Here is a 20,832-nt window from a genome sequence, read left to right as displayed (position 1 = left end):
TTGCCGGAATCAACCAGTCCGGGACGAGGTTGGGCGAAGCATGACCGACCCCCTCGCGCGCCGTACCGACTATCGCGTCACCTTCCTGGTGCTCTGCGTAGGGGTGGCCTCCTTCTCCCTGCTCCAGTCGATGGTCAACCCGGTGCTCCCGACCATCCAGGCCGCACTCGGCACCGACCAGGCGACCGTGACGTGGGTGCTCACCGCCTACCTCGTCTCCGCCTCCGTCTTCACCCCGATCATCGGCCGTGTCGGCGACAAGGTCGGCAAGGAGCGGATGCTCGTCGTGGCGCTCGCCGCGTTGGCCGTCGGCTCACTGCTCGCCGCGGTCGCCTCGACCGTCGGCGTGATGATCGCGGCCCGCGCGATCCAGGGCATCGGCGGCGGCGTGCTGCCGCTGACCTTCGGCATCATCCGCGACGAGTTCCCGCGCGAGAAGGTCGCCTCCGCGATCGGCACGTCGGCGGCGCTGCTCGCCGTCGGCGGTGGTGTCGGCCTCGTGATCGCCGGCCCGCTCGTCGAGGCGCTGAGCTACCACTGGCTGTTCTGGATCCCGATGATCATCACGACGTTGGCCGCGATCGGCGCAGCGATCTGGGTGCCGGAGTCCCCGGAGCGCACGCCGGGCCGGATCAACATCGGCACCGCGCTGCTGCTCTCCGGGTGGCTGGTCGCGCTGCTGGTCGCGGTGAGCCAGGGCCACCACTGGGGCTGGGCCTCTCCGGAGATCATCGGCCTCTTCGTGGCTGCCGCCGTGCTGCTGCCCGTCTGGGTGGTCGCCGAGGCGCGCAGCGACCAGCCGCTGGTCGACATGCGGATGATGCGGATCCCGACCGTCTGGACCGTCAACCTCGTCGCCCTGCTGTTCGGCATGGGCATGTACTCGATGTTCGCCTTCGTGCCGCAGTTCCTGCAGACCCCGGAGGCCGCCGGCTACGGCTTCGGCGCGACCGTCACCCAGTCCGGCCTCCTGCTGCTCCCCCAGACCGTCGCCAGCTTCATCGGCGGCGTCGCAGCCGGCCGGCTCGCGACGCGCGTCGGCTCCAAGGCGCTCCTCGTGGTCGGCGCCGCGCTGACCGCGATCGGCATGTTCGGCATCGCGTTCGCCCACGACGAGCTCTGGATGATCGTCGTCGAGACGCTCTTCCTCGGTCTCGCCTTCGGGCTCGCGTTCGCCGCGATGTCGAACCTCGTCGTCGCCGCCGTCCCGCAGTCGCAGACCGGCGTCGCGAGCGGCATGAACACCAACATCCGCACGGTCGGCGGTGCGATCGGCTCCGCCCTGCTCGCCACGGTGGTCACCAGCGAGCTGCAGCCGACCGGCCTCCCGGTCGAGTCCGGCTACTCCCACGGCTTCCTGCTGCTGGCCATCACCGCCACCGCCGCCACGGTCGTCGCGATCCTGGTGCCGGTCGTGCGGGCCAGCACGCACGTCGTGCCCGGACCGCAGGCCGAGTGGGAGGCCGAGCACCCGGAGCACGTCCAGGCCTGAGTACTCACACGAGCCGTCTCCGCGCCGGTGCCTGGCGGGACCGCCGTTCGCGCTGACGCTGAGCCCGTGCCCACGACGAGGGGGTCGTGCGCCCGGTCTCCCAGGCGCACGACCCCCTCGGTCGTGCCGTTGCGACGATCAGTTCACGCGGACCGTCATCACGCCCTTCGTGGCGTTGGCCGTCAGGATGCGGATCGTCGTGCCCGTGCCACCCACGATGACCGAACCACCCGGGTTCGACGCGTCGTAGTAGGCGTTCGGGTCGGTGTCGTCGAACACCTTCACGCCGTTCTGCGCCCTCTGGACCAGCGTGGTGCGCTGGGTGCCACCGGCGGTGGCGGCCTCCCGGTGCAGGCTGATCGGGTCGGTCTGGTCGAGCGTGAACGTCGCGTCGTAGGACTGGATCCGGTTGCGCGCGACGGTCCCGTCACTCCACTCCAGCGCCTTCGCGTGAGCGTCGACCGGCAGGGCCTCGCCGCCGCCCGGGTGCTCGCTGGTGTTGTTGTCGGAGTAGAGGGAGTTCGCGTACCAGACCAGCAGGCCGTCCTGGTACGGGAAGTGCTCGACCTTGTTGGGCTTGGTGACCGCCCAGCCGAAGTTGTACGGGCCCTTCTTCAGCGTCGAGTCGTAGCCACCGTAGACGCGGTTCTCGGCGAGGTAGTAGTGCACGTACGGCTTGTTGTAGCTGCCGTTCTCGACGACGAGGAAGCCGTCCTTGGTCCACGTCGGCGCACCGTCCTCGACACCGGTGGTCAGGGCGGTGCCCACCGCGATGTCGTCGACCTTGAAGCCGAGACCGTGCGACGCCTCGTCGTTGAACATCCGGAAGCGCAGCTGGACGCTCTGACCGGCGTAAGACGCGAGGTCGGCCGTCAGGTCGACCCACTTGCCCCCGCTGGCGCCGGTGATGCCCTCGCCGTCGTTCTGGTTGTTGGGGTTGGTGCTCGTCGACAGGTTGGTGTGCACCGGGGTGAACGTCTTGCCGCCGTCGGCCGAGACCTCCGCGTAGGCGTAGTCCCAGTTGGCCTCGATGTCGTAGTTGACCTTCGCGGTGAGCTGTCCGCCCGCCGGGACGGTGAACGCCGGGCTGGTCACGGTGGCGGTGCGGTTGTCGCCCTGGCCGGAGTAGAAGTACTTCGTCCCGGATGCCGCGCCACCGACGTCGATCTTCTCCTGGCCGGGCGGCAGGTTCACCAGCACGGCCTGGGCGTTGCTCGTCGCGTGGTACGACGGGCCGAGCTTCACGTCGGCCTGCCGGCCGGCGCCCACCTGGGCGTAGTCGAGCCAGCCGAGGTAGAGCTTCTCGGTGGCGCCCATGTGGTTGGGCGTGGTGCCGATCGCGTCGCCGCCGTGGCTCATCCAGGACCCCGAGCTCATCAGGTTCCAGAAGCCGGTGCCGTTCTCGCCACCCTTGGTGTCGTAGTAGTCCGGCAGGCCGAGGTCGTGGCCGAACTCGTGCGCGAAGACGCCGAGGCCGCCGTTCTCCGGCTCGGTGGTGTAGTCGCGGATCCAGAGGCCGGTGTTGCCGATCTGGACACCGCCGTACTTGGCGCCCTCCGGGCCCTGGGTCCGGTTGGGGTTGACATACCAGCGGTGCGACCAGATGGCCCACTCCGGCGCTCCGGCCTCCTCGCCCTCACCGGCGTGGATCGCCTGGAAGTGGTCGATGTAGCCGTCGGGCTCGGAGAAGTCGCCGTCGCCGTCGTGGTCGAAGCGGTCCCAGATGTCGTACTGCTGGAGGTAGGCCGTGACGTCGGCGTCGCTCATGCCGGCGGCCTTCTGTGCCTGGTACCAGGCCGTCGCGCTGTCACCGACGAAGCGCGTCATGTCGACGTTGTTCTCGGTCTGGCCGTAGCTGGCCTCGTTGTTGGGGACCGTCACCCAGTCGGAGACGTCGCCCTCGACGTCGAAGCGACCGCTGGACATCTCGTTGTAGATGTCCTTGAACGACTCGCCGTCCTGCTCCGGCATGCCGTTGAAGAACATGTCGAGGTAGTGCTGGCGGTCGAAGCCCGGCTTCCAGTACGTGCTGTTGTCGTCGGCGCCCGGCTCCGGGATCTCGCCCGCGCCCGGCCCGGCCGGTGCGGTCGGGAAGCGCGGGTCGACGGTGTCGCCGAACTGGACCAGGAAGGTGAGCAGCTGCGCGGTCTCCTGGGTGCCGTACTCGACCCACTTGTCGTCCGAGATCCTGACGGCCTTGGAGCCGCCGCGGTCCACGACGTCGCGCTTGCCGGTGGCGACCAGCTCGACCGCCTTCTCCTTCAGCTCCCGCCGCTTGGCCTCCAGCGGGTCCCGCCGGTCGTCGCTCTTGTGGTTGGTGACCTGCTGGGCGTCGGGAACCTGGTCGGCGGACGGGGTGGCCGTCGCCGATCCTGGCATGACGACGGCCGCGAGCGTGAGGCTCGCGGCCGCGCCAAGGACGCCCGAGATGCGTCGCTTCAACGTATTCCTCCGAGAGTTGTACGGCGCCCCGAACGGCCGCCGACGTGGGCCTCGATGCCCACCCGCGGCACCACATCACGCAATTTCGGACGTGTAAAGACCCTTGCGAAAACATGAGGCACCCCGCCAGATCCTGCGGCGCAGGAGCCTACTTTCGGGTGAAACGTCAGCGACCGCTCGGCTTCAGTCGCCCCGCCGGCGGCGCCCCCCCGGGCGGCGAGCAGGATCAGGAGTCCGCCCAGCGCGACGAGGGTGAGCCCGAGGACGACGAGCTCGCTGGTGGTCTGGCTCGCGCCGGTGGCGGGCAGCACCCCGGGCGGGCCGACACCGGCGCCACCCGCCGGAGGCGGCGGCTCGTCGCCACCGACGACGACGGGTGCCGGCCCCACGTCGGCCGCGGCCGAGGCGTCGTTGTTGCCGGTCGAGACCTCGGCGGTGGCCGTCGTCACCGTTGCGGCGCTCGTGATCCTGGTTGTGCTTTCGCTGTCGGGCCGGGTGGTCCGGATGTCCGGACCTGTCGGGTCAGCCCGCCGGTGCGACGTCGCTCGTGGGCGCGGCGCTGGTCCGGTCAGCAGGCGGACGGCGGCGCCACCAGGTCGCCAGCGTGAGCCCGGTGACGATGTCCCACAGTCCCCACATCGCGGCCACGAACGCGACCCCGCCGAGGTCGCCGAAGAACGCCAGCGCGAGCACCATCGCCAGCCCGGTGTTGCGCAGCCCGAGCTCGAGCGTCATCGCGCGCACGCCGGCCTCCGGCAGCCTGCTGGCCCGCGCGGTCGCGTAGCCGACGCCGAGCGACATCGCGTTCTGGCTGACGACCGCCACCGCGACGACCCCGATGTAGGTGAGGAAGGTGCCCAGCTGCCCCGCCATCCCGCCGATGACCAGCAGCAGGAGCAGGCCGAGCGCCGCCGGCTCGACGACCTTGCGCGCCTTCGCCGAGACCGCGGGACGGCGCCAGGCGATCAGCAGGCCCAGCGCGAAGGGCACCGCGATCAGCAGCACCGCCTCGCCGAGCATGTCCCACGGGTCGATCCGGACGTCGCGCAGCAGGTCGTCGGCGGCGGGGTTGAAGCCGCACCAGAACGCGACCGCGAGGGGTGTCACGACGATCGAGACGAGCGTGGAGACCGCGGTGAGGGAGACCGAGAGCGCGACGTCGCCGCGCGCTCGGTGGGTGAGCAGGTTCGACAGGTTTCCCGCCGGGCAGCAGACCACGAGGATCATCCCGATCGCGACCGAGCCCCGCACGTCGAGCGCGAGCGTGAGCAGGACCGTGAGCGCCGGCACGACGGCGTACTGCGCCACCAGGCCGCCCACGATCACCCAGGGCCGGCGGGCGACTGCGCGGAAGTCGCTGAGGTCGGTGTCCAGCGCGATGCCGAAGAGGAACAGCGCGACGATCGCCTTCACCCCGAGCTGGAGGCCGTCGCCGAGCTCGATGCTCAGCTGGTCGATGTCCGTGGCCAGGACGGCGAGGGGATCGATCACGCTCGGAATCTAGCGCCGCCCCGGTCTGAGGAATGCGACACACCTTTGTTTCCCGACCACCTCACCGGGAAGACCCCAGGTGTCGGGCGGATTCCCGGCAGGAGTGGAGTTGAGACGATGGGCCTGTCCGGACCGTCGACGCGAGTGCCGCTCGCATCGTCCGCAGAGTCGTGCCGGCTCGCGCGCGGCACCGTGCGGCAGCTGCTCGACAGAGCCGACGTGGACGCAGACACGCGGGACACCGCGGTGTTGCTCGCGACCGAGCTCGCGAGCAACGCGATCGAGCACGGCGGCGGTCCCGCGCTGCTGGACGCCTACGTCAGGGCCGACGCCATCCGCATCGCGGTCGCCGACCCGAGCCCGGTCCTCCCCACCCCCAGGCCGATCGCGGACACCGCCGACGAGCTCAGCGAGCGCGGCCGCGGGCTGCTGCTGGTCGCTGCGCTCGCCTCCCGGTGGGGGGCCGAGCCGCACGCGCACGGCAAGACGGTCTGGTGCGAGATCGACCTGGCCTGACCGGGACGGAGCCCGACCGCCCTTTTCGGGCGAGGTCGGAGCGTGCGCTGCGCCGCTAGCGTCCCGGCCATGATCCGTGCCGCGGTCCCCGCGCTGGCCCTGCTCACGACGCTCGCGCTCGCCGGGTGCAGCGGCGACGGCGAGCGCGTCTCGCAGCTGCCGACACCGACCCGCTCGGTCACGTTGTCCCCGACGGTCATGCAGCCCACGGCCGAGCCGGAGGCGACCGACACGCCGGAGGCGACGCCGAGCGAGACGCCGACCGCGACCGAGGCGCCGACCCCGACCGAGGCGCCCCCCTCGAGCGACGCCCCGATCGACTCCGGCACCCCCAAGCCCCGCCCGACCCGCAGCCCGCGACCCACCGCGACGACGACGGTCACCGCGACCGCCACCGCCACCGACACTGCCACGGCGACCGCGACCGTCACCCCCACCCCGTCGCAGCCGCCGACGGAGTCGCCCACGCCGAGCGCGACTCCCACGGAGACCCCCTCGCCGACCCCCGCGGAGACCCCGTCCGAGACCGCCGCCGAGTCGCCCACGCCGACGCCGACGCCGACGGAGTCAGACACGGCGGAGGAGGACGCGGGCATGCCGGCGTGGCTCTGGTGGCTGCTCGCCGCCGCCGTCATCGCGGGCGCGATCGCGATCCCGCTGGTGATGCGCACCCGCCGCCGGACCGCCTGGCAGCAGGGCATCGCCAAGGGCGAGGCCGACCTGGCCTGGCTCTCGAGGCAGCTGGTGCCGCAGCTGCGCACCGGCGCGGCCGCCTGGACCGCGAGCAGCGCTGCGCGGATCACCGCCACCGAGGACCGGCTCACCAGGCTGGCCGACGAGGCGGCCGACGATGCCGGCCGGGCTCGCGCGATCGCGCTCCGGGACGCCGCGCGCAACGCGCGGCACCGCCTCGACGCCTTGCCCGCGGACCCGACAGTCGCGGGCCCAGTCCTCGACGAGGTGTCGGCGAGCCTGGAGGCGGTGCTGGCGCCCACCCAGTAGCGTCCGGCGCCGTGAGCAGAGCCGCCTCGCTGGCGCACGTCGCCCTCGCGTACGTCGTCGCCATCGCCGTCGGAGCCGCGTGGCTGTACGCCGGTCCCGACTCGTCGTACCTCTGGCTGGACGCGCTGGTCGCCGACGTCCTCGCGACCCTGGTGGTCTTCGCCTTCAGCCGCCTGCACCGCAACTCGTCGTTCTACGACGCGTACTGGAGCGTCATCCCGCCGCTGCTGGCGCTCTACTGGTGGTCGGAGTCCACCCCCGACGTCAACCAGGCCCGCTCGTGGCTGGTGATCGGCGTGATCACGGTCTGGGCGGTGCGGCTCACCGCGAACTGGGTCCACACCTTCCCCGGGATGCACCACGAGGACTGGCGCTACCCGATGGTGCGCGAGCGCGCCGGCCGCATGGAGCTGGTCGCCGACCTGTTCGGCATCCACCTGGTCCCGACGCTGCAGGTCTTCCTCGGCCTGGTGCCGGTCTACGTCGTCACCACCCGCGTCGGCCGCGACGTCGGCTGGCTCGACTACCTCGCTGTGGCCGTCGGCCTCGGCGCCGTCCTCCTCGAGCTGGTCGCCGACACCCAGATGCACCGCTTCGCGCGCACCAAGCGGCCCGGCCAGGTCATGGACCGGGGCGTCTGGGCGTGGAGCCGTCACCCCAACTACCTCGGCGAGATCACCTTCTGGTTCGCCCTGGCCCTCTTCGGGCTGGCCGGCTTCCCCGAGTACTGGTGGTGGATCTTCGTCGGCGCCGTCGCGATGCTGCTGCTCTTCCTCTTCGTCAGCATCCCGATGATGGAGGAGCGCAGCCTCGAGCGCCGGCCGGCGTACGCCGACGTCGTCACCCGGGTCCCGAAGCTGTTCCCGCGCCCGCCGCGGCGCTGATCGCGACCACGACGCAGGCCCCTTTCGGCGGCGGGCTCAGCGGTGGCCGAGCCCGCGTCGGTACCCATGAGGGCGCTCTCACGCGTCCCTCACCTGCACCTCATCCAGCGCGGGCACGGTGACGACATGAAGACCCTCACGATCACCACCGCGACCCTGCTGACCCTCCCGGCGCTGGCGCTCCTGGGCACCGCCCCTGCGCACGCCGGGGACGACGACCGCGTGCGCACCGGCTCCTGCTCGGGCTCGGCGACCTGGAAGATCAAGGCCGGTCCCGACGACGGTCGCCTGGAGGTCGGGGCCGAGGTCGACAGCAACCGCACCGGCCAGACGTGGCACTGGACGCTGCGTCACGACGGCACGGTCGTCGACCGCGGCCGGTCCGTCACCGGCGGCCGCAGCGGCTCGTTCGACGTCGAGCGCCGTACGGCGAACGCCGGCGGCACCGACACGTTCACGTTCCGGGCCGTGCACCGCGCCACCGGCCAGGTGTGCGTGGCCCGCGTCAGCCGATGAGCAGGCGTCGTCGCCCCGCCGCATGACGAGGGGCCGCCCCGGGCGGGACGGCCCCTCGGGTGACGCTGCGTGAGCGTCAGGCCTCGATCGCCGTGCGCTCCTCGGTGCCGGCGCTGACCTGGATCTTGCGCGGCTTCGCCTTCTCGGCGACCGGGACGACGAGCCGCAGCACGCCGTCGGCGTACGCCGCCTCGATGCGGTCGAGGTCGAGGTTGTCGCCCAGGACGAGCTGGCGGCTGAAGACGCCGCGCGGCCGCTCGGAGGCGAGGGCCTCCCAGTCGCCGTTGCGGGCCACGCGCTCGGCGCGGACGGTGAGCACGTTGCGCTCGACGTCGAGGTCGATGCTGTCCTTGGCCACACCGGGCAGGTCGAACTCGATGACGAAGCGCTCGCCCTCGCGCCACGCATCCATCGGCATCACAGCGGGACGGTTGGTGGTGCCGAAGATCTGCTGGGTGAGCCGGTCGAAGTCGCGGAACGGATCGGTGGTGCGCAGCAACATCAGTTGTCCTCCTGGTTCTGGTGCCGGGGGCCCGTGGAGCGGGTCCGTACCTATAACGTTGGTTACAGGTTTTTTATATCTCCAACATGAGGCAAGATCAACCCCGTGCCCGAACGAAGCCGAGGAGTCTTCGCGATCTCCGTCGCCGCCGAGATGGTGTCGATGGAGGTCCAGAACCTGCGCGTCTACGAACGCCGCGGTCTCCTCGAGCCGGACCGCACCTCCGGGGGCACCCGCCTCTACAGCGCCGACGACATCGACCGCCTGCACCGCATCCGCGACCTGCTCGCCGCCGGGCTCAACCTCGCCGGCATCGCCCACGTGCTCGCGCTGGAGGACCGGGTGCGCAGCCTCGAGGCGCAGGTCGCGCGTCTGCGCGCGCGCTGAGGACTACGGCGCCGTCGGCACGAACGAGCCCAGCTCCTCGCTGGCGCCGCGCACCACGACGTACGACGACTCCGGGACCTCGCGCCACGCGCCCTGGAGGTCGCCGAGCGGCTCGGACACGATCAGCCGCGCGTCGTCGGACAGGTCGTGCAGCTGCGGGTTGTCGGGGTACTGCGCCCGCAGCGTCGCGACGTCCGTGCTGTGGAAGAGCGACCTCGCGCTGCCGGCGGTGGCGTACCGGAAGGCCCAGGTGGTCTCGCCGTCGGTGGTCGCGACGGTCATCTGCACCGGGTCGGCGATGCCGTGGCGGCCGGCGACCTCCTCGACGAGACCGACGGCCCGGGCGACCGCCCCCGTCGGGTCGTCGTGCAGGCCGAGGGTCAGCGCCAGGAAGAACAGCATCTCGGAGTCCGTCGACCCTGCGATGTCGGCGTAGAGCGCGGGGTCGACCGCGAGCGCGAGATCGCGCTTGATGACCGAGAAATCGGCGATGGCCCCGTTGTGCATCCACAGCCAGTCGCCCTGACGGAAGGGGTGGCAGTTGGACTGCTGGACCGCGGTGCCCGTCGAGGCCCGGATGTGGGCGAAGACCCGGCGCGAGCGCGCCATCGCGGACAGCTCGCGGAGGTTGCTGTCGTTCCAGGCCGGCTCGGTGCTGCGGTAGACGCCCGGCCGAGCGCCCTCGGCGTACCACCCGACGCCGAAGCCGTCGCCGTTGACCGTCGTCGCGCCGAGGCGGGAGTGCTTGCTCTGGATCACCAGCGAGTTCTGCGGCTTGAAGAGCAGGTCCTCGAGCAGCACCGGGGTGCCGGAGTAGGCCAGCCAGCGGCACACGACGGTCGCCGACCTACGCGGTGGCGACCGCAGGCCGCAGCGTGCTGCTCGCGAGGGCTCGCAGCTGCGGCACGAGGTTGCGCCGGTTGGTCTCGGCCAGCCAGTCGTTGGGCAGCGAGAGCCGCAGCACCTTGTGCCAGGCGCTGCCGACCTGCTTGACCATCGAGCGCGCGTTGTAGGGCAGCTCGAAGGTCGCGAACACCTCCCGCACCCGGGGCGCGATCTCGATGTAGCGGTTGCTCGGCAGGTCGGGGAAGATGTGGTGCTCGATCTGGTGGGAGAGGTTGCCGGTCAGCAGGTGCAGGGTGCGCGGGCCGGTGATGTTGGCCGAGCCGAGCATCTGGCGCACGTACCACTGGCCGCGGGTCTCGTGCTCGTCGAGCTGGTCCTGCTCGAAGGTCGCCACGCCCTCGGGGAAGTGGCCGCACATGATCACCGAGTGGCTCCACAGGTTGCGCACCAGGTTGGCGGTCGCGTTGGCGGCGAGCGTCGTGCGCCAGTTGCGGCCGGACATCGCCGGGTAGATGACGAAGTCCTTGGTGAGCTGCCGGCTCGCCTTGCGCAGGGCCACCTTCACCTCGGCCTTCTTCTCCGGCGTCATGCTGCGCTTGTCGCGGATGTGCTCGCCGAGGTCGAGGTCGAACATCGCGATGCCGTACTCGAAGATGCACGCGGTCACGAAGTTCCAGGCCGGCTGCGCCAGGTGGCGCGGCTTCCACTCCTGCGCCTCGTCGACCCGCATGATCCCGTAGCCGAGGTCGTTGTCCTTGCCGAGGATGTTGGTGAAGCGGTGGTGGGTGTCGTTGTGCGCCCGCTTCCACTGCGCCGCCGGCGTGACGTAGTCCCACTCCCAGGTGCTGGAGTGGATCTTGGGGTCGCGCATCCAGTCCCACTGGCCGTGCAGGACGTTGTGCCCGATCTCCATGTTGTCGAGGATCTTCGCCAGCGTGAGCCCGGCGGTCCCGAGCAACCACGCCGAGGGCTTCCGGCTGCGCATCAGCACGGCGCGGCTGCCCAGCTCGATCAGCCGTTGCGCGCGCACCAGACGCCGGATGTACGCCGCGTCGCGCGCGCCGCGCGAGTCGAGCACCTCCTGGCGGATCGCGTCGAGCTCCTTGCCGAGGAGCTCCACGTCCTCCGGGCTCAGCCCGGCGGGTGCGGTACGGGTGGGCTCGATCATGACGGTCATCTCTTCAGTGTGCTCCGTCAGCGGGTATTCCATGCTTCGGCGGCGCTACCTCTTCACTGACCGCGCTCGCAGGCGATGCCGTCCCTGTCGGTGTCGAGGCGGGCGTTGGCCTCGTAGGTCCGGTCGTCGACGGTCGGCAGCTGGCGGTCCCACCCCATCCCGTCCACGGCCGCGACCGTGCCGACGCCGCGCGCGAACCGACTGTTCAGGGCGGCGCAGCCGTCGAACGACGTCACGGGGGCGACGTCGTCGACCAGTCCGCGGCTCACCGCGGCACCGATCGTCGACGCGACCAGCGGGAGGCAGGCCACGGTCACGATCGCTGCCACGACCACGGCGAGGAAGCGGGCGATCGTCCGCGCTCCGCGCTCCCGTTGCCGCCATGCGATCTCGTCCGCAAGGTGCCCAGCCATCTCCCCTCCGATCCGACACCGTGTTGTCGGAACGCGCGAGACCTCACTTGAGCCGGCGCAGCGGCCTAGGCGACCTCGGCGACGCCCGCGACGAGCCGGTCGACGTCCTCGGCGCTGGTGTACGGCGCCAGGCCCGCGCGCACCGCGCCGGCGTCGCCCAGGCCGAGCCACCGCGACGCCTCGATCGCGTAGAAGTTGCTCGCCGGCGCGTTGACTCCCAGCCTCCCCAGGTGCTCGTAGACCGCCCGACCCGCGAGCCCGGCGACCGAGAAGAACACCGTCGGCGTACGACGTGCCGGGTGGCCGTGCAGGGTGACGCCGCCGATGCCGCGCAGCCCGTCGAGCAGCCGGGCCAGCAGCGCTTCCTCGTGCTCCTCGACCGCCCGCATCGACTCCAGCACCCGGGTGCGCCGGTCGGCCGCGTCCGAGGCGAGGCTCGCGATGTAGTCGATCGCCGCCGTCGTGCCGGCGAGCAGCTCGTAGGGTAGGGTGCCGAGCTCGAACCGCTCCGGCACCGCGTTGCTCGACGGGAGCAGCTTGTCGTTGTCCAGGCGCTCCCACAGCTCCGGCCCGGCCACGACCAGTCCGTGGTGCGGCCCGAAGAACTTGTACGGCGAGCACGCGTAGAAGTCGGCGCCCAGCTCCCTCACGTCGACCGTCGTGTGCGGCGTCAGGTGCACCCCGTCGACGTACAGCAGCCCGCCCACCTCGTGAACCGCCGCCGCGATCGCCGGGAGGTCCGGCCGGGTGCCGAGCACGTTCGACGCCCCCGTCACGGCCACCAGCCTCGTGCGCTCCGAGAGCTCCGCCCGCACGTCGTCGACGGTCAGCTCCGCGGTCTCCCGGTCGAACCCGACCCACCGGACGGTCGCCCCCGCGGCCTGCGCCGCCTGCACCCACGGCCGGACGTTGCCGTCGTGGTCGAGCCGCGTCACCACGACCTCGTCCCCCGGCCCCCACTCCTTCGCCAGGGCGCGCGCCACGTCGTACGTCGCCTGCGTCATCGACCGCGCGAACACCACCCCGCCCGCGTCGCAGCCCAGCAGGTCCGCCACCGCCTGCCGCGCGCCGAGGACGACCTCGTCGGCACGCCGCTCGGCGGCGGTCACCGATCCGCGGTTGGAGATGCCGCCGGTGATCGTGGTCGCGATCGCCTCCCCCACCCGCCGCGGCACCTGCGTCCCACCCGGACCGTCGAAGTACGCGACGCCCTGGTCGAGGGCCGGGAAGTCCTTGCGGATGCGGTCGACGTCGAAGATCACGTGCCCATCATGGCGGCACGTGGTCACCCGCGCCCGACTGCCTCAGGAGGGGCTGGGCTGCGGGGTTGATCCGTTCGGGTCATGTGCCGGGCGTCTTGCTGGGGCATGGTGAGAGGAGCTGCTCGAGGCTCGGAGACGTCCAGGTGGTGGCGCGGCGCGGGCACAGGAGGCATCACTGGGAGGTGGGCCGCCATGGCCGCACGGCAGCCGGTTCCGCGCGAGGTCAAGATCCGGACCGAGCCGCGTCGACCCGAGGTCGACCCCACGCTCGGCATCCCCGTGGCGGTCCAGGTGCCCGCCGCACCCCCCACCCACCGGCTCGTCACGGTCGGCGACTCCCTCACGCACGGGTTCATGAGCGGCGCCATCCACCGGACAGACCTGTCGTGGCCGGCGATCACCGCCTTCGAGCTCGGGCTCACGGCCGAGCAGTTCAGGTTCCCGACGTACGAGTGGCCGAGCGGGCCGGGCGGCCTCCCGCTCGACCTCGAGCGGCTGGCCCGCGAGTTCGCCCGCCGGTTCGGCAACAAGCTCGACCTCCTCGAGACCTTCCGGGCGGGGCCGTGGCTGCGCGACCACATGGACGCCATCGAGGACTACTGGGAGCGCGGCAAGGGTGCCGAGCCCCCGGCCGACGGGCCACCGTTCCACAACACGGCGATCTACGGCTGGGACGTCCTCGACGTGCAGCTCGCCACCGAGGCCCGCGTCGAGAAGCGGCTGGCCGGGAAGCCGCACGACGACTTCCTCAAGCAGCTCGTCGAGAACCACGCGGCCCGCGCCGCCCGGCCGGTGCTGCACCGCGCCGCCCAGGGCGACCCCAAACGAACCGTGCTCGACTCCGTGGCCGCCATGGCCGACGACGAAGGCGTCGAGACGCTCGTCGTGGTCATCGGCGCCAACAACGCCCTCGGCTCGATCCTGACCCTCGAGCCGTCCTGGACCCCTGCCGGCTACGCGAAGCTCTCCCCGGCGGAGCGTCTCGACGCCCGCGCGGGGTGCAACCTGTGGCGCCCGAGCGCCTTCAAGGCCGACTGGGCCGACCTGGTGGCGCAGCTGCAAGCGATCAAGGCGCAGCACGTGGTGATCGCGACCGTGCCGTCGGTGACGATCGCGCCGATCGCCCGCGGGACGGACAACAAGGTCAGACCCGACTCGCGCTACTTCCCGTACTACACACGCCCGTGGATCACCGACGAGGACTTCGACCCCGAGCACGACCCCCACCTGACCGAGGACGAGGTCCGGGCCATCGACTCGGCGATCGACGCCTACAACGAGACGATCATCGCCTCCGTCCGGGCCGCCCGGACGGCGGGGCAGGACTGGTACCTCTTCGACATGGGCGGGCTGCTCGACCGGCTCGCCACCCGTCGCTACATCAACAGCCCCTGGGCGCGACCCGCCTGGTGGCAGCCCTACCCGCTGCCGGCGGCGCTGCAACGGCTGGACCCGGTGCCCAACACCCGCTTCTTCCGCGCCGGTCCCGGAGGTCGCACGGACGGTGGGCTCTTCTCGCTCGACGGCGTGCACCCGACGACGGTCGCCTACGGGATCCTGGCCCAGGAGGTCATCAAGATCCTCCAGCTCGCCGGTGTCGAGTTCCTCGATCGGCAGGGCAACCCCCGGTCGGGCCCGGTCCAGGTGGACTTCGACCGCCTCCTGCGCGCCGACACCCTGCTCTCGGATCCGCCGATCTCGATCACCGGCTCCCTGGGGCTGCTCGGCTGGCTCGACGACCATCTCGACTGGGTGACGACGTTCCTGCCGTTCGTGCACTCCCCGCTCTGACCCGGGAGGGGTGATGGACGTCGGCACTTTCTACGCGCTCTTCTCGGCGTCGTGCTTCACGCTGGTCGGGCTGTGGTGGGGAGTGGTTCAGCGCGACCTCGGGTGGGCCGCCGATCCCGTCCGCCGCCACGCCGTCGCCGGCGTCTACCTGTCCTTCCTGCTGCCTGCGCTGATGGGGCTGTTCGCGCAAGTGGGCGGCACGGAGAGCCCGGGGATGTGGCGGATCAGCTTCGTGGTCGTCGCGGTGGTGGGCTGCGTGGCGACGGCACGGCTGCTGTCGCAGGGCGCCGACCGCGGCGTCATCGTCCTGCGGGTCGGCGCCGTCGCGATCTACGCCGTCGTCGCGCTGCTCGGGGTGTTCCCGGAGATCGCGGGCGCCGTCGACCTCCGGCCCCTGCAGGCCGAGGCACTGCTCCTGGTCCTCCTGGTCGCTCTCGGGCACGCGCTCGTCTGGCGGTTCCTGGTGGAGACCGCGGTCCACGCGGATTGAGGCGTGACCCGCGCCCCCTCGGTCAGGAGCCGACCGGACCGAGGTCCTCGGTGATGACCCACCCGCCGCCGCTGCGCTCGACCTGGAGCTGCCGGGTCTCGCCCTCCTGGCCCCGGTCGGTCGCGTAGGTCAGCTCGGCGGTGACGACGTCCCCGTCGGCGGAGACCGCGTTCACGGTGACGTCGTCGATGGTGCGCCAGAACCCGGCGTAGCGGTCGTAGCCGCCGGCCTGGGCCTGGGCGTCCTCCCCCAGCATCGACCAGGCGCGCTCCGTGTCAGCGGGCAGCAGCCCGTAGTAGGTGGACACGGTCCGCGCCGCGCCCCCACCGGCCGGCACCGGCGGGGCCGGCGTCGTCGACGGTGTCGGCGTCGGCGATGCCGACGGTGTCGGCGTCGCCGCGGACGCGGCGGTGCTGCGCGAGCTCGCGCTGGGCGTCGCGCTGCCGGGTGTGCTCGACGCGTCCGCGGACGGCGTACCGCTGTCGGAGGACTCGTCCGCCGACGGATCCGGTCCACGGGAGTTCATGAGGAGCACGCCACCGATCCCGGCGAGCAGCAGCAGGACCAGCGCGCCGACGAGCAGCGGCCACCGGGAACGACCCTCGGTGCCGGGCGGCGCCGGCAGGTCGTCGGTCCGCGGGCTCACGGGCGTCCCGACCGCGACTGGGGCGGTGGTGGCGAGGGTCGACGGCCCCCGGTCCTGGTCCTGGAGTCGGCCGAGGGCGTGCGCCGCGTCCGCCATGGACCAGCGAGACGTCGGGTCCGGGTCCAGCATCCGCCCGATCGCCGGAGCGAGGAACCCGGCGTGGTCGGGGTGGGGCGGCCGCGCCTCCGCGATCGCGCCCAGCGTGGCGAGGGCGTTGCCCCGGTCGGCGAACGGCGGCGCCCCCTCCACCGCGGTGTACAACGTGACACCCAGGGCCCAGACGTCCGCCGCCGGTGTCGGTTCCGCACCGCGGGCCAGCTCCGGGGAGAAGTAGAGCGGCGTCCCCATGACGAGACCGGACCGGGTGAGCTGGGCGTCGCCCGCGGTGCGGGCGATGCCGAAGTCACTGATCTTCGCCACGTCCCCCGCCATCAGCACGTTCCCCGGCTTGACGTCGCGGTGCACGATCCCGCGGGCATGTGCGGCGGCCAGTCCGTCGGCGACCTGGGCGCCGATCGCGGCCACCCGCGCGGGGTCGAGCCGACCCTCCCGGGCGACGAGCTCGGAGAGCGTCTCCCCCGCGACGTACTCCATCACCAGCCAGATGTGGTCGTCGGCCTCGATCGCGTCGAAGACACCCACCACGTAGGGGTGGTGGAGGGAGGCCAGCGAGCGTGCCTCGCGGAGCGCGCGCGCCGGGTCGGGGACCGACTCACCCGGCAGCACGCCCACCTGCTTGACGGCCACCTCGCGCCCGAGCCGCTCGTCGCGGCACAGCCACACCGTGCCCATGCCGCCGCGCCCGACGGCGCGGAGCACGACGTACCGTCCCGCGATGATCTCCGGTGCCACCTTCGTGCTCTACCCAGGCACCGCGGCCGATATCCCCGACGGGGCCGCGGCGGTCATCCCGCGGGGCACCGAGACGCGCATGCGAGCCGCGGGACGTCATACGGACGGTGCGTCCGCTTGCACCATCCGTATGACGTCCCGCCGACCCATCCGATCGGCTGCCCGTGCCGAACCACCGGCAAGGGGACAGCACTCATCAGGAGGGAACTCACATGAAGCGCATTCTCGCCGCAGGATCCATCGCTGCCCTGGCAGCTCTCGGGCTCGCTGCCCCGACCCACGCCGCGCCCGCCGACGCCGCTTGCTTCGGCCAGGTCCACAAGACCGTCAACAGCGGCGGACTCCCCGGGTTCGCCAATGTCGGCGAGCTCGTCCAGGCCCTCGGCGGCCAGGGGAAGAACGCGGCCGCACGGGACCTCTGCTAGGACGACGCCCCTGCGACAGCGATGGTGGCTCGGGTCCTCGGATCCGAGCCACCATGCGTCGTGCCCCGCCTACCGGATCGCATGTGGAACACGGGCCGGATCGTCAGGGGGTGGAGCAGCGAGCATTGACGGGAGCTCGGCCGGAAGAGTACGAGGGTCCTATGACCAGTTCCCTGGCGCGGGCCACGCGCACCGCCTCCGTCGTCCTGACCGCCGTCGTCACCGTTGCTGCGTCGGTTGCCGGGTCGACCACTGCCGCGGCAGGTCCGCCCGATCCGATCGTCTACGACGCGCTCGGGGACTCCTACGCGTCGGGGTTCGGCGTGCCGCCGTACACGCCGACCTGCGGGAGGTCGGACGCTGCCTATCCGGTGCAGCTCGACGGGCGCAAGCACATCGCACTCGACGACTTCGTCGCGTGCGGCGGGGCGACGACGCTGACGGTGGTGTCCGGTGGACAGCTCGCGGCACTCGACGCCCAGACCGACCTGCTGACGCTCAGTGCCGGCGGCAACGACACCGGGTGGTCGACGGCGGTCGTCGCGTGCCTTCTCGGCGGCGACGAGACCTGCACGCAGGCGTCCGACGCCGTCACCGCCCGGATCACCACGCTGCTGCCAGCGCGCCTGGATCGGCTGTACGCCCAGGTGGCGGCGGCCGCGCCGAACGCGCACGTGGTCGTCACCGGCTACGCGCGGCTCTTCTCGCCCGAGTACGGCGCCTACCTGGGCGCCTCGCCGGCCGAGCAGCAGACGCTCAACGAGGGTGCCGACCTGCTCAACGCCACCATCGCGCGCGCGGCGGCCGCCCACGGCTTCCAGTTCGTCGACGTGACCAAGCGCTTCCTCGACCACGGGGTGAACGCGCCGGACCCGTGGATCCTCGGTCTGTCCGACCCCGGCGCGTTCCACCCGAACGCCGACGGCTACGAGACGTACACCGCCGCCGTCACGAGCGCGGTCAACCCGTCCCGGCTGCGGTCGTGACGGGTCCTGGACAGCTGGTTCCGCAGCGTCTGGACCAGCTCCCGCGCGTCGTGCCCGCACGTTCGCAGGTCGAGGTGCCACGACCCGGGCTGAGGGACGGAGAGACCCGGCTCCCGCCGAAGCGGGAACCGGGTCTCGATGGTGCAGCCGTGATGTCCCTCGTCAGTCGGCGACCACCGCCCTGAGCACGTCGACCTTCGCGGCGGATCGGGCCGGGCCGACCGCAGCCAGGACGCCCGCGGCCGCAGCCAGGACGAGGTAGACGACGATCTGACCGATGGGGACGGACACCGACTTGATGCCCTCGTCCTTCAGCACCTGCGAGAGCGCCAGCCCGATGCCGACGCCGAGGGCGGTCCCACCGACGGCGCCGATCAGGGAGATGACGGCGGACTCCCAGCGGACCATCGCCCGCACCTGACCACGCGTCATGCCGACCGCGCGGAGCAGGCCCAGCTCACGGGTACGCTCGAAGACCGACAGCGCCAGGGTGTTCACGATGCCGAGCAGCGCGATCAGCACGGCCAGGGCGAGCATCACCGTGACGAAGGCCAGCAGGCTGTCGATGAACCCGGTGGCGACCTTCTGGAAGCCGTCCTTGTCGAGCACCTGGGCGTCCGGGTGGTCGGCGAGCGCCGCATCGATCGCGTCCTGGACCCGGCCGGCGTCGGCACCCCGGTCGAGCGTCACCAACGCGGTCGACACCAGCTGCGGGCCGGCGAACGCGTTCTGCTCGGCGATGCTGATCACGAAGTCGTCGCCGATCCAGCCCTTGGCGTCGTAGACGCCCACGATCCGCAGCGTGTGGTCGCCGCTCTGCGCGAACTGAGCCGAGACGGTGTCGCCCAGCTTCCAACCGTGCGAGGTCGCGGCCGACTTCGACACCACCACGCCGTCCTCGCCCAGGTCCGCGAGCGACCCCTGGGAGACGTCGAGGTTCATGACCTCGTCGGCGCTGCTCGGGTCGACGGAGGAGTAGCCCGACGGCTCGCCGTCGAAGTGGGCCTGTCCCCAGCCGCTGGCCGAGACCTCGGCCACGCCGTCCACCGCCTTGACCGCGTCCACGGCGGCCGGGCTGAACCCGGGCGCCTGGGCGCTGGAGGTGGCGACGTACAGGTCCGCGTCGGTCCGGTCCGCGAGCACCTCGCCGAAGGATGACTTCAGCGAGGAGGCGAACACGCCCATGCTGACGACCAGGGTCAGGCCGATCATCAGGGCGGCCGCCGTGGCAGAGGTACGCCGCGGGTTGCGCGTCGCGTTCTGCCGGGCCAGCTCCCCGGGCAGGCCGCGCAGCTTGAGCGGGGCCGCGACGAGCGCGGCCAGCGGTCGCACCGCGAGCGGCAGGGCGACCAGGACGCCCACCATGGCTGCGAGCAGGCCCAGGCCGAACACCTTGAACGGCGCGCCGCCGTACAGCGACCAGAGCATGCCCGCGGTGCCTGCACCGAGGACGGACAGGCCGATCACGCCTCGGACGACGGACGGCTTCTCCGCGCCCGGGGTCGACTCGCGCAGTGCCTCGATCGGCAGCACCTTCGTCGCGCGGCGAGCGGGCACCAGGGCGGCGACCACCGTGACGCCGGTCCCGACGACCAGCGAGGCCCAGATCGCCGTGCCGGGGATCTGCAGCGCGGTGAAGGGCAGGGCGAGCCCGACGGCGTCCATGAGCGCCTTCAGTCCCTTCGCCACCAGCACACCGAGCCCGATCCCGGCCGCGGACGCGACCAGTCCGAGGACGACGGCCTCGAGCAGCAGGCTGCCCAGGACCTGACGCCGGCGGGCGCCGATCGCGCGGAGCAGCGCGATCTCCCGCGAGCGCTGGGTGACGGTCATCGTGAAGGTGTTCCAGATGATGAACGAGCCCACGAACAGCGCGATGGCGGCGAAGACCCCGAAGACGATGCCGACGATCTTGAAGTTCTCCTTGGTCGCGTCGGCGTTCTCCTGTGCGACTGCGGCACCGGTCACGGCCTCGGTGCCCCGCGGGATCACCGCGGACAGCCGGTCGGCCAGCTCGGCCTGGGAGACGCCGGGCTCGGCGCTGACGTCGATGCCGTCGAACTCGCCGGGCGAGCCGAGCACCTGCTGCGCGGTGGCGGTGTCGAAGTACGCCGACGTGGTGCCGCCGAGGTCCTTGATGCCGTCGCCGTACCCGACGGTGCCCACCACGGTGAACTCCTGCGTCGGGCCCTGGAACAGCACGCTGATGGTCGAGCCGAGCGCGATGTCGTGGTCCTCGGCGCTGGTGGCGTCGATGGCGACCTCGTGCGGTCCCTGCGGCGCGTGGCCCGACAGCAGCTCGACCTCGCCGCGCAGCTCGTCGTCGGCGGGCATCGAGTAGCCGTTGGTCGGCGCCCCGCCGTTGGTGGTGATCGCCCGGCCGTCGGTGTCGGTCAGCAGGGCGTAGCCGCGCACCGAGCCCTCTGCCGCGCGGACACCGTCGACGTGGCGGACCTTGTCGAGCACGGAAGCGGCGATCGGCCCACGGTCGGTGCCGACGCCCTCGGTCGAGGTGTACGGCGCCTCGGTGCGGACCACCGCGTCGGTGCCCGAGGAGATCTTGCCGAACAGCATGTCGAACGCGATCCCCATCGTGTTGGTGAGGATCAGGGTGCCGGCGAGCAGCGCGACGCCCAGCGCGATCGAGGCGGTCGTGAGGAGGAGGCGCACCTTGTGCGCCACCATGCTGCGGAAGGTTGCGGTCAACATGGG

At 71.9% G+C, this 20,832-nt stretch carries 20 protein-coding genes; 10 read left to right on the top strand and 10 right to left on the bottom strand.

The features are described from left to right. Window positions 1–40 precede the first annotated feature (40 nt). Complete coding sequence (locus HZF07_RS19485) at window positions 41–1,492, top strand: MFS transporter (RefSeq protein WP_157343908.1); 1,452 nt, start codon at window positions 41–43, stop codon at window positions 1,490–1,492. Window positions 1,493–1,630: 138 nt separating this feature from the next. On the opposite strand, the gene HZF07_RS19480 is transcribed toward HZF07_RS19485, so the two are convergent. The 3 genes from HZF07_RS19480 to HZF07_RS19470 all read right to left on the bottom strand — a co-directional run bounded on the left by HZF07_RS19480 (window position 1,631) and on the right by HZF07_RS19470 (window position 5,425). After that, entirely contained in the window at window positions 1,631–3,934 is a 2,304-nt protein-coding gene (locus HZF07_RS19480) for an immune inhibitor A domain-containing protein (RefSeq protein ID WP_157343906.1), read from the bottom strand. Further along, the gene (locus tag HZF07_RS19475; RefSeq protein WP_157343905.1) at window positions 3,931–4,383 is read right to left on the bottom strand and encodes an LPXTG cell wall anchor domain-containing protein; all 453 of its coding nucleotides are present in this window, start codon (window positions 4,381–4,383) and stop codon (window positions 3,931–3,933) included. The genes HZF07_RS19480 and HZF07_RS19475 overlap by 4 nt, the downstream gene beginning before the upstream one ends. 73 nt (window positions 4,384–4,456) lie before the next feature. Further along, a complete protein-coding gene (locus HZF07_RS19470; RefSeq protein WP_157343904.1) occupies window positions 4,457–5,425 on the bottom strand; it encodes a bile acid:sodium symporter family protein in 969 nt (322 codons plus the stop codon). A gap of 117 nt (window positions 5,426–5,542) precedes the next feature. On the opposite strand from HZF07_RS19470, the gene HZF07_RS19465 reads away from it, so the two are divergent. From HZF07_RS19465 to HZF07_RS19450, 4 genes are all read left to right on the top strand, one after another. After that, window positions 5,543–5,941 carry an ATP-binding protein gene (locus HZF07_RS19465; RefSeq protein ID WP_157343903.1) on the top strand — a complete coding sequence of 133 codons (399 nt, stop codon included), beginning with the start codon at window positions 5,543–5,545 and terminating at the stop codon, window positions 5,939–5,941. Window positions 5,942–6,010: 69 nt separating this feature from the next. Beyond that, window positions 6,011–6,943: a hypothetical protein gene (locus HZF07_RS19460; protein ID WP_157343902.1), complete on the top strand. Its 933-nt coding sequence runs from the start codon at window positions 6,011–6,013 to the stop codon at window positions 6,941–6,943. Between the two features lie 11 nt (window positions 6,944–6,954). Next, window positions 6,955–7,827, top strand: a complete 873-nt coding sequence (locus tag HZF07_RS19455; RefSeq protein WP_181645403.1) for a DUF1295 domain-containing protein — start codon at window positions 6,955–6,957, stop codon at window positions 7,825–7,827. Between the two features lie 126 nt (window positions 7,828–7,953). Then, the gene (locus HZF07_RS19450) at window positions 7,954–8,343 is read left to right on the top strand and encodes a hypothetical protein (RefSeq protein ID WP_157343901.1); all 390 of its coding nucleotides are present in this window, start codon (window positions 7,954–7,956) and stop codon (window positions 8,341–8,343) included. Between the two features lie 76 nt (window positions 8,344–8,419). Here the strand turns inward: HZF07_RS19450 and HZF07_RS19445 are convergent, their stop codons facing one another. Continuing rightward, on the bottom strand, window positions 8,420–8,845 hold the full coding sequence (locus HZF07_RS19445) for an Hsp20/alpha crystallin family protein (RefSeq protein ID WP_157343899.1): 426 nt from the start codon (window positions 8,843–8,845) through the stop codon (window positions 8,420–8,422). 105 nt (window positions 8,846–8,950) lie between these two features. Between HZF07_RS19445 and HZF07_RS19440 the strand changes: the two genes are divergently transcribed. After that, window positions 8,951–9,232, top strand: a complete 282-nt coding sequence (locus HZF07_RS19440) for a MerR family transcriptional regulator (protein ID WP_181645402.1) — start codon at window positions 8,951–8,953, stop codon at window positions 9,230–9,232. Between the two features lie 3 nt (window positions 9,233–9,235). Here the strand turns inward: HZF07_RS19440 and HZF07_RS19435 are convergent, their stop codons facing one another. From HZF07_RS19435 to HZF07_RS19420, 4 genes are all read right to left on the bottom strand, one after another. Further along, window positions 9,236–10,066, bottom strand: a complete 831-nt coding sequence (locus tag HZF07_RS19435) for a class II glutamine amidotransferase (RefSeq protein WP_181645401.1) — start codon at window positions 10,064–10,066, stop codon at window positions 9,236–9,238. A gap of 13 nt (window positions 10,067–10,079) precedes the next feature. Beyond that, window positions 10,080–11,255, bottom strand: a complete 1,176-nt coding sequence (locus HZF07_RS19430; RefSeq protein WP_157343898.1) for a fatty acid desaturase family protein — start codon at window positions 11,253–11,255, stop codon at window positions 10,080–10,082. A gap of 53 nt (window positions 11,256–11,308) precedes the next feature. Beyond that, window positions 11,309–11,668 carry an excalibur calcium-binding domain-containing protein gene (locus HZF07_RS19425; protein WP_157343897.1) on the bottom strand — a complete coding sequence of 120 codons (360 nt, stop codon included), beginning with the start codon at window positions 11,666–11,668 and terminating at the stop codon, window positions 11,309–11,311. Window positions 11,669–11,733: 65 nt separating this feature from the next. Beyond that, entirely contained in the window at window positions 11,734–12,930 is a 1,197-nt protein-coding gene (locus HZF07_RS19420; RefSeq protein WP_181645400.1) for a cysteine desulfurase-like protein, read from the bottom strand. Between the two features lie 192 nt (window positions 12,931–13,122). Between HZF07_RS19420 and HZF07_RS19415 the strand changes: the two genes are divergently transcribed. Both HZF07_RS19415 and HZF07_RS19410 read left to right on the top strand, forming a co-directional pair. Then, complete coding sequence (locus HZF07_RS19415) at window positions 13,123–14,721, top strand: hypothetical protein (protein WP_157343896.1); 1,599 nt, start codon at window positions 13,123–13,125, stop codon at window positions 14,719–14,721. A 13-nt stretch (window positions 14,722–14,734) separates the two neighbouring features. Then, a complete protein-coding gene (locus HZF07_RS19410) occupies window positions 14,735–15,211 on the top strand; it encodes a hypothetical protein (protein ID WP_157343895.1) in 477 nt (158 codons plus the stop codon). 22 nt (window positions 15,212–15,233) lie between these two features. Here HZF07_RS19410 and HZF07_RS19405 read toward each other — a convergent pair whose 3' ends face one another. Then, on the bottom strand, window positions 15,234–16,709 hold the full coding sequence (locus tag HZF07_RS19405) for a serine/threonine-protein kinase (RefSeq protein ID WP_157343894.1): 1,476 nt from the start codon (window positions 16,707–16,709) through the stop codon (window positions 15,234–15,236). Between the two features lie 212 nt (window positions 16,710–16,921). Between HZF07_RS19405 and HZF07_RS19400 the strand changes: the two genes are divergently transcribed. Beyond that, window positions 16,922–17,134, top strand: coding sequence for a hypothetical protein (locus tag HZF07_RS19400; RefSeq protein ID WP_157343893.1), 213 nt, complete (start codon window positions 16,922–16,924; stop codon window positions 17,132–17,134). Between the two features lie 161 nt (window positions 17,135–17,295). After that, a complete protein-coding gene (locus HZF07_RS19395; RefSeq protein WP_157343891.1) occupies window positions 17,296–18,120 on the top strand; it encodes an SGNH/GDSL hydrolase family protein in 825 nt (274 codons plus the stop codon). A 162-nt stretch (window positions 18,121–18,282) separates the two neighbouring features. Here HZF07_RS19395 and HZF07_RS19390 read toward each other — a convergent pair whose 3' ends face one another. Next, window positions 18,283–20,829 (bottom strand): ABC transporter permease, encoded by a 2,547-nt coding sequence (locus HZF07_RS19390; RefSeq protein WP_157343890.1) that lies wholly within the window; start codon window positions 20,827–20,829, stop codon window positions 18,283–18,285. Between the last annotated feature and the right edge of the window lie 3 nt (window positions 20,830–20,832).

Origin of the sequence: Nocardioides agri, from assembly GCF_013778305.1 — a bacterium.
GTDB classification, from domain to species: Bacteria; Actinomycetota; Actinomycetes; order Propionibacteriales; family Nocardioidaceae; genus Nocardioides; species Nocardioides agri.
Note: the sequence above shows the minus strand (reverse complement) of the source record. Positions and strands in the feature narration are given on the sequence as shown.

Coding starts and splice junctions, on each gene's coding strand:
- HZF07_RS19460 (WP_157343902.1), top strand. CDS start 6,011: ATGATCCGTGCCGCGGTCCCCGCGCTGGCCCTGCTCACGACGCTCGCG.
- HZF07_RS19400 (WP_157343893.1), top strand. CDS start 16,922: ATGAAGCGCATTCTCGCCGCAGGATCCATCGCTGCCCTGGCAGCTCTC.
- HZF07_RS19430 (WP_157343898.1), bottom strand. CDS start 11,255: ATGACCGTCATGATCGAGCCCACCCGTACCGCACCCGCCGGGCTGAGC.
- HZF07_RS19410 (WP_157343895.1), top strand. CDS start 14,735: ATGGACGTCGGCACTTTCTACGCGCTCTTCTCGGCGTCGTGCTTCACG.
- HZF07_RS19390 (WP_157343890.1), bottom strand. CDS start 20,829: ATGTTGACCGCAACCTTCCGCAGCATGGTGGCGCACAAGGTGCGCCTC.
- HZF07_RS19445 (WP_157343899.1), bottom strand. CDS start 8,845: ATGTTGCTGCGCACCACCGATCCGTTCCGCGACTTCGACCGGCTCACC.
- HZF07_RS19395 (WP_157343891.1), top strand. CDS start 17,296: ATGACCAGTTCCCTGGCGCGGGCCACGCGCACCGCCTCCGTCGTCCTG.
- HZF07_RS19450 (WP_157343901.1), top strand. CDS start 7,954: ATGAAGACCCTCACGATCACCACCGCGACCCTGCTGACCCTCCCGGCG.
- HZF07_RS19485 (WP_157343908.1), top strand. CDS start 41: ATGACCGACCCCCTCGCGCGCCGTACCGACTATCGCGTCACCTTCCTG.
- HZF07_RS19425 (WP_157343897.1), bottom strand. CDS start 11,668: ATGGCTGGGCACCTTGCGGACGAGATCGCATGGCGGCAACGGGAGCGC.
- HZF07_RS19465 (WP_157343903.1), top strand. CDS start 5,543: ATGGGCCTGTCCGGACCGTCGACGCGAGTGCCGCTCGCATCGTCCGCA.
- HZF07_RS19415 (WP_157343896.1), top strand. CDS start 13,123: ATGGCCGCACGGCAGCCGGTTCCGCGCGAGGTCAAGATCCGGACCGAG.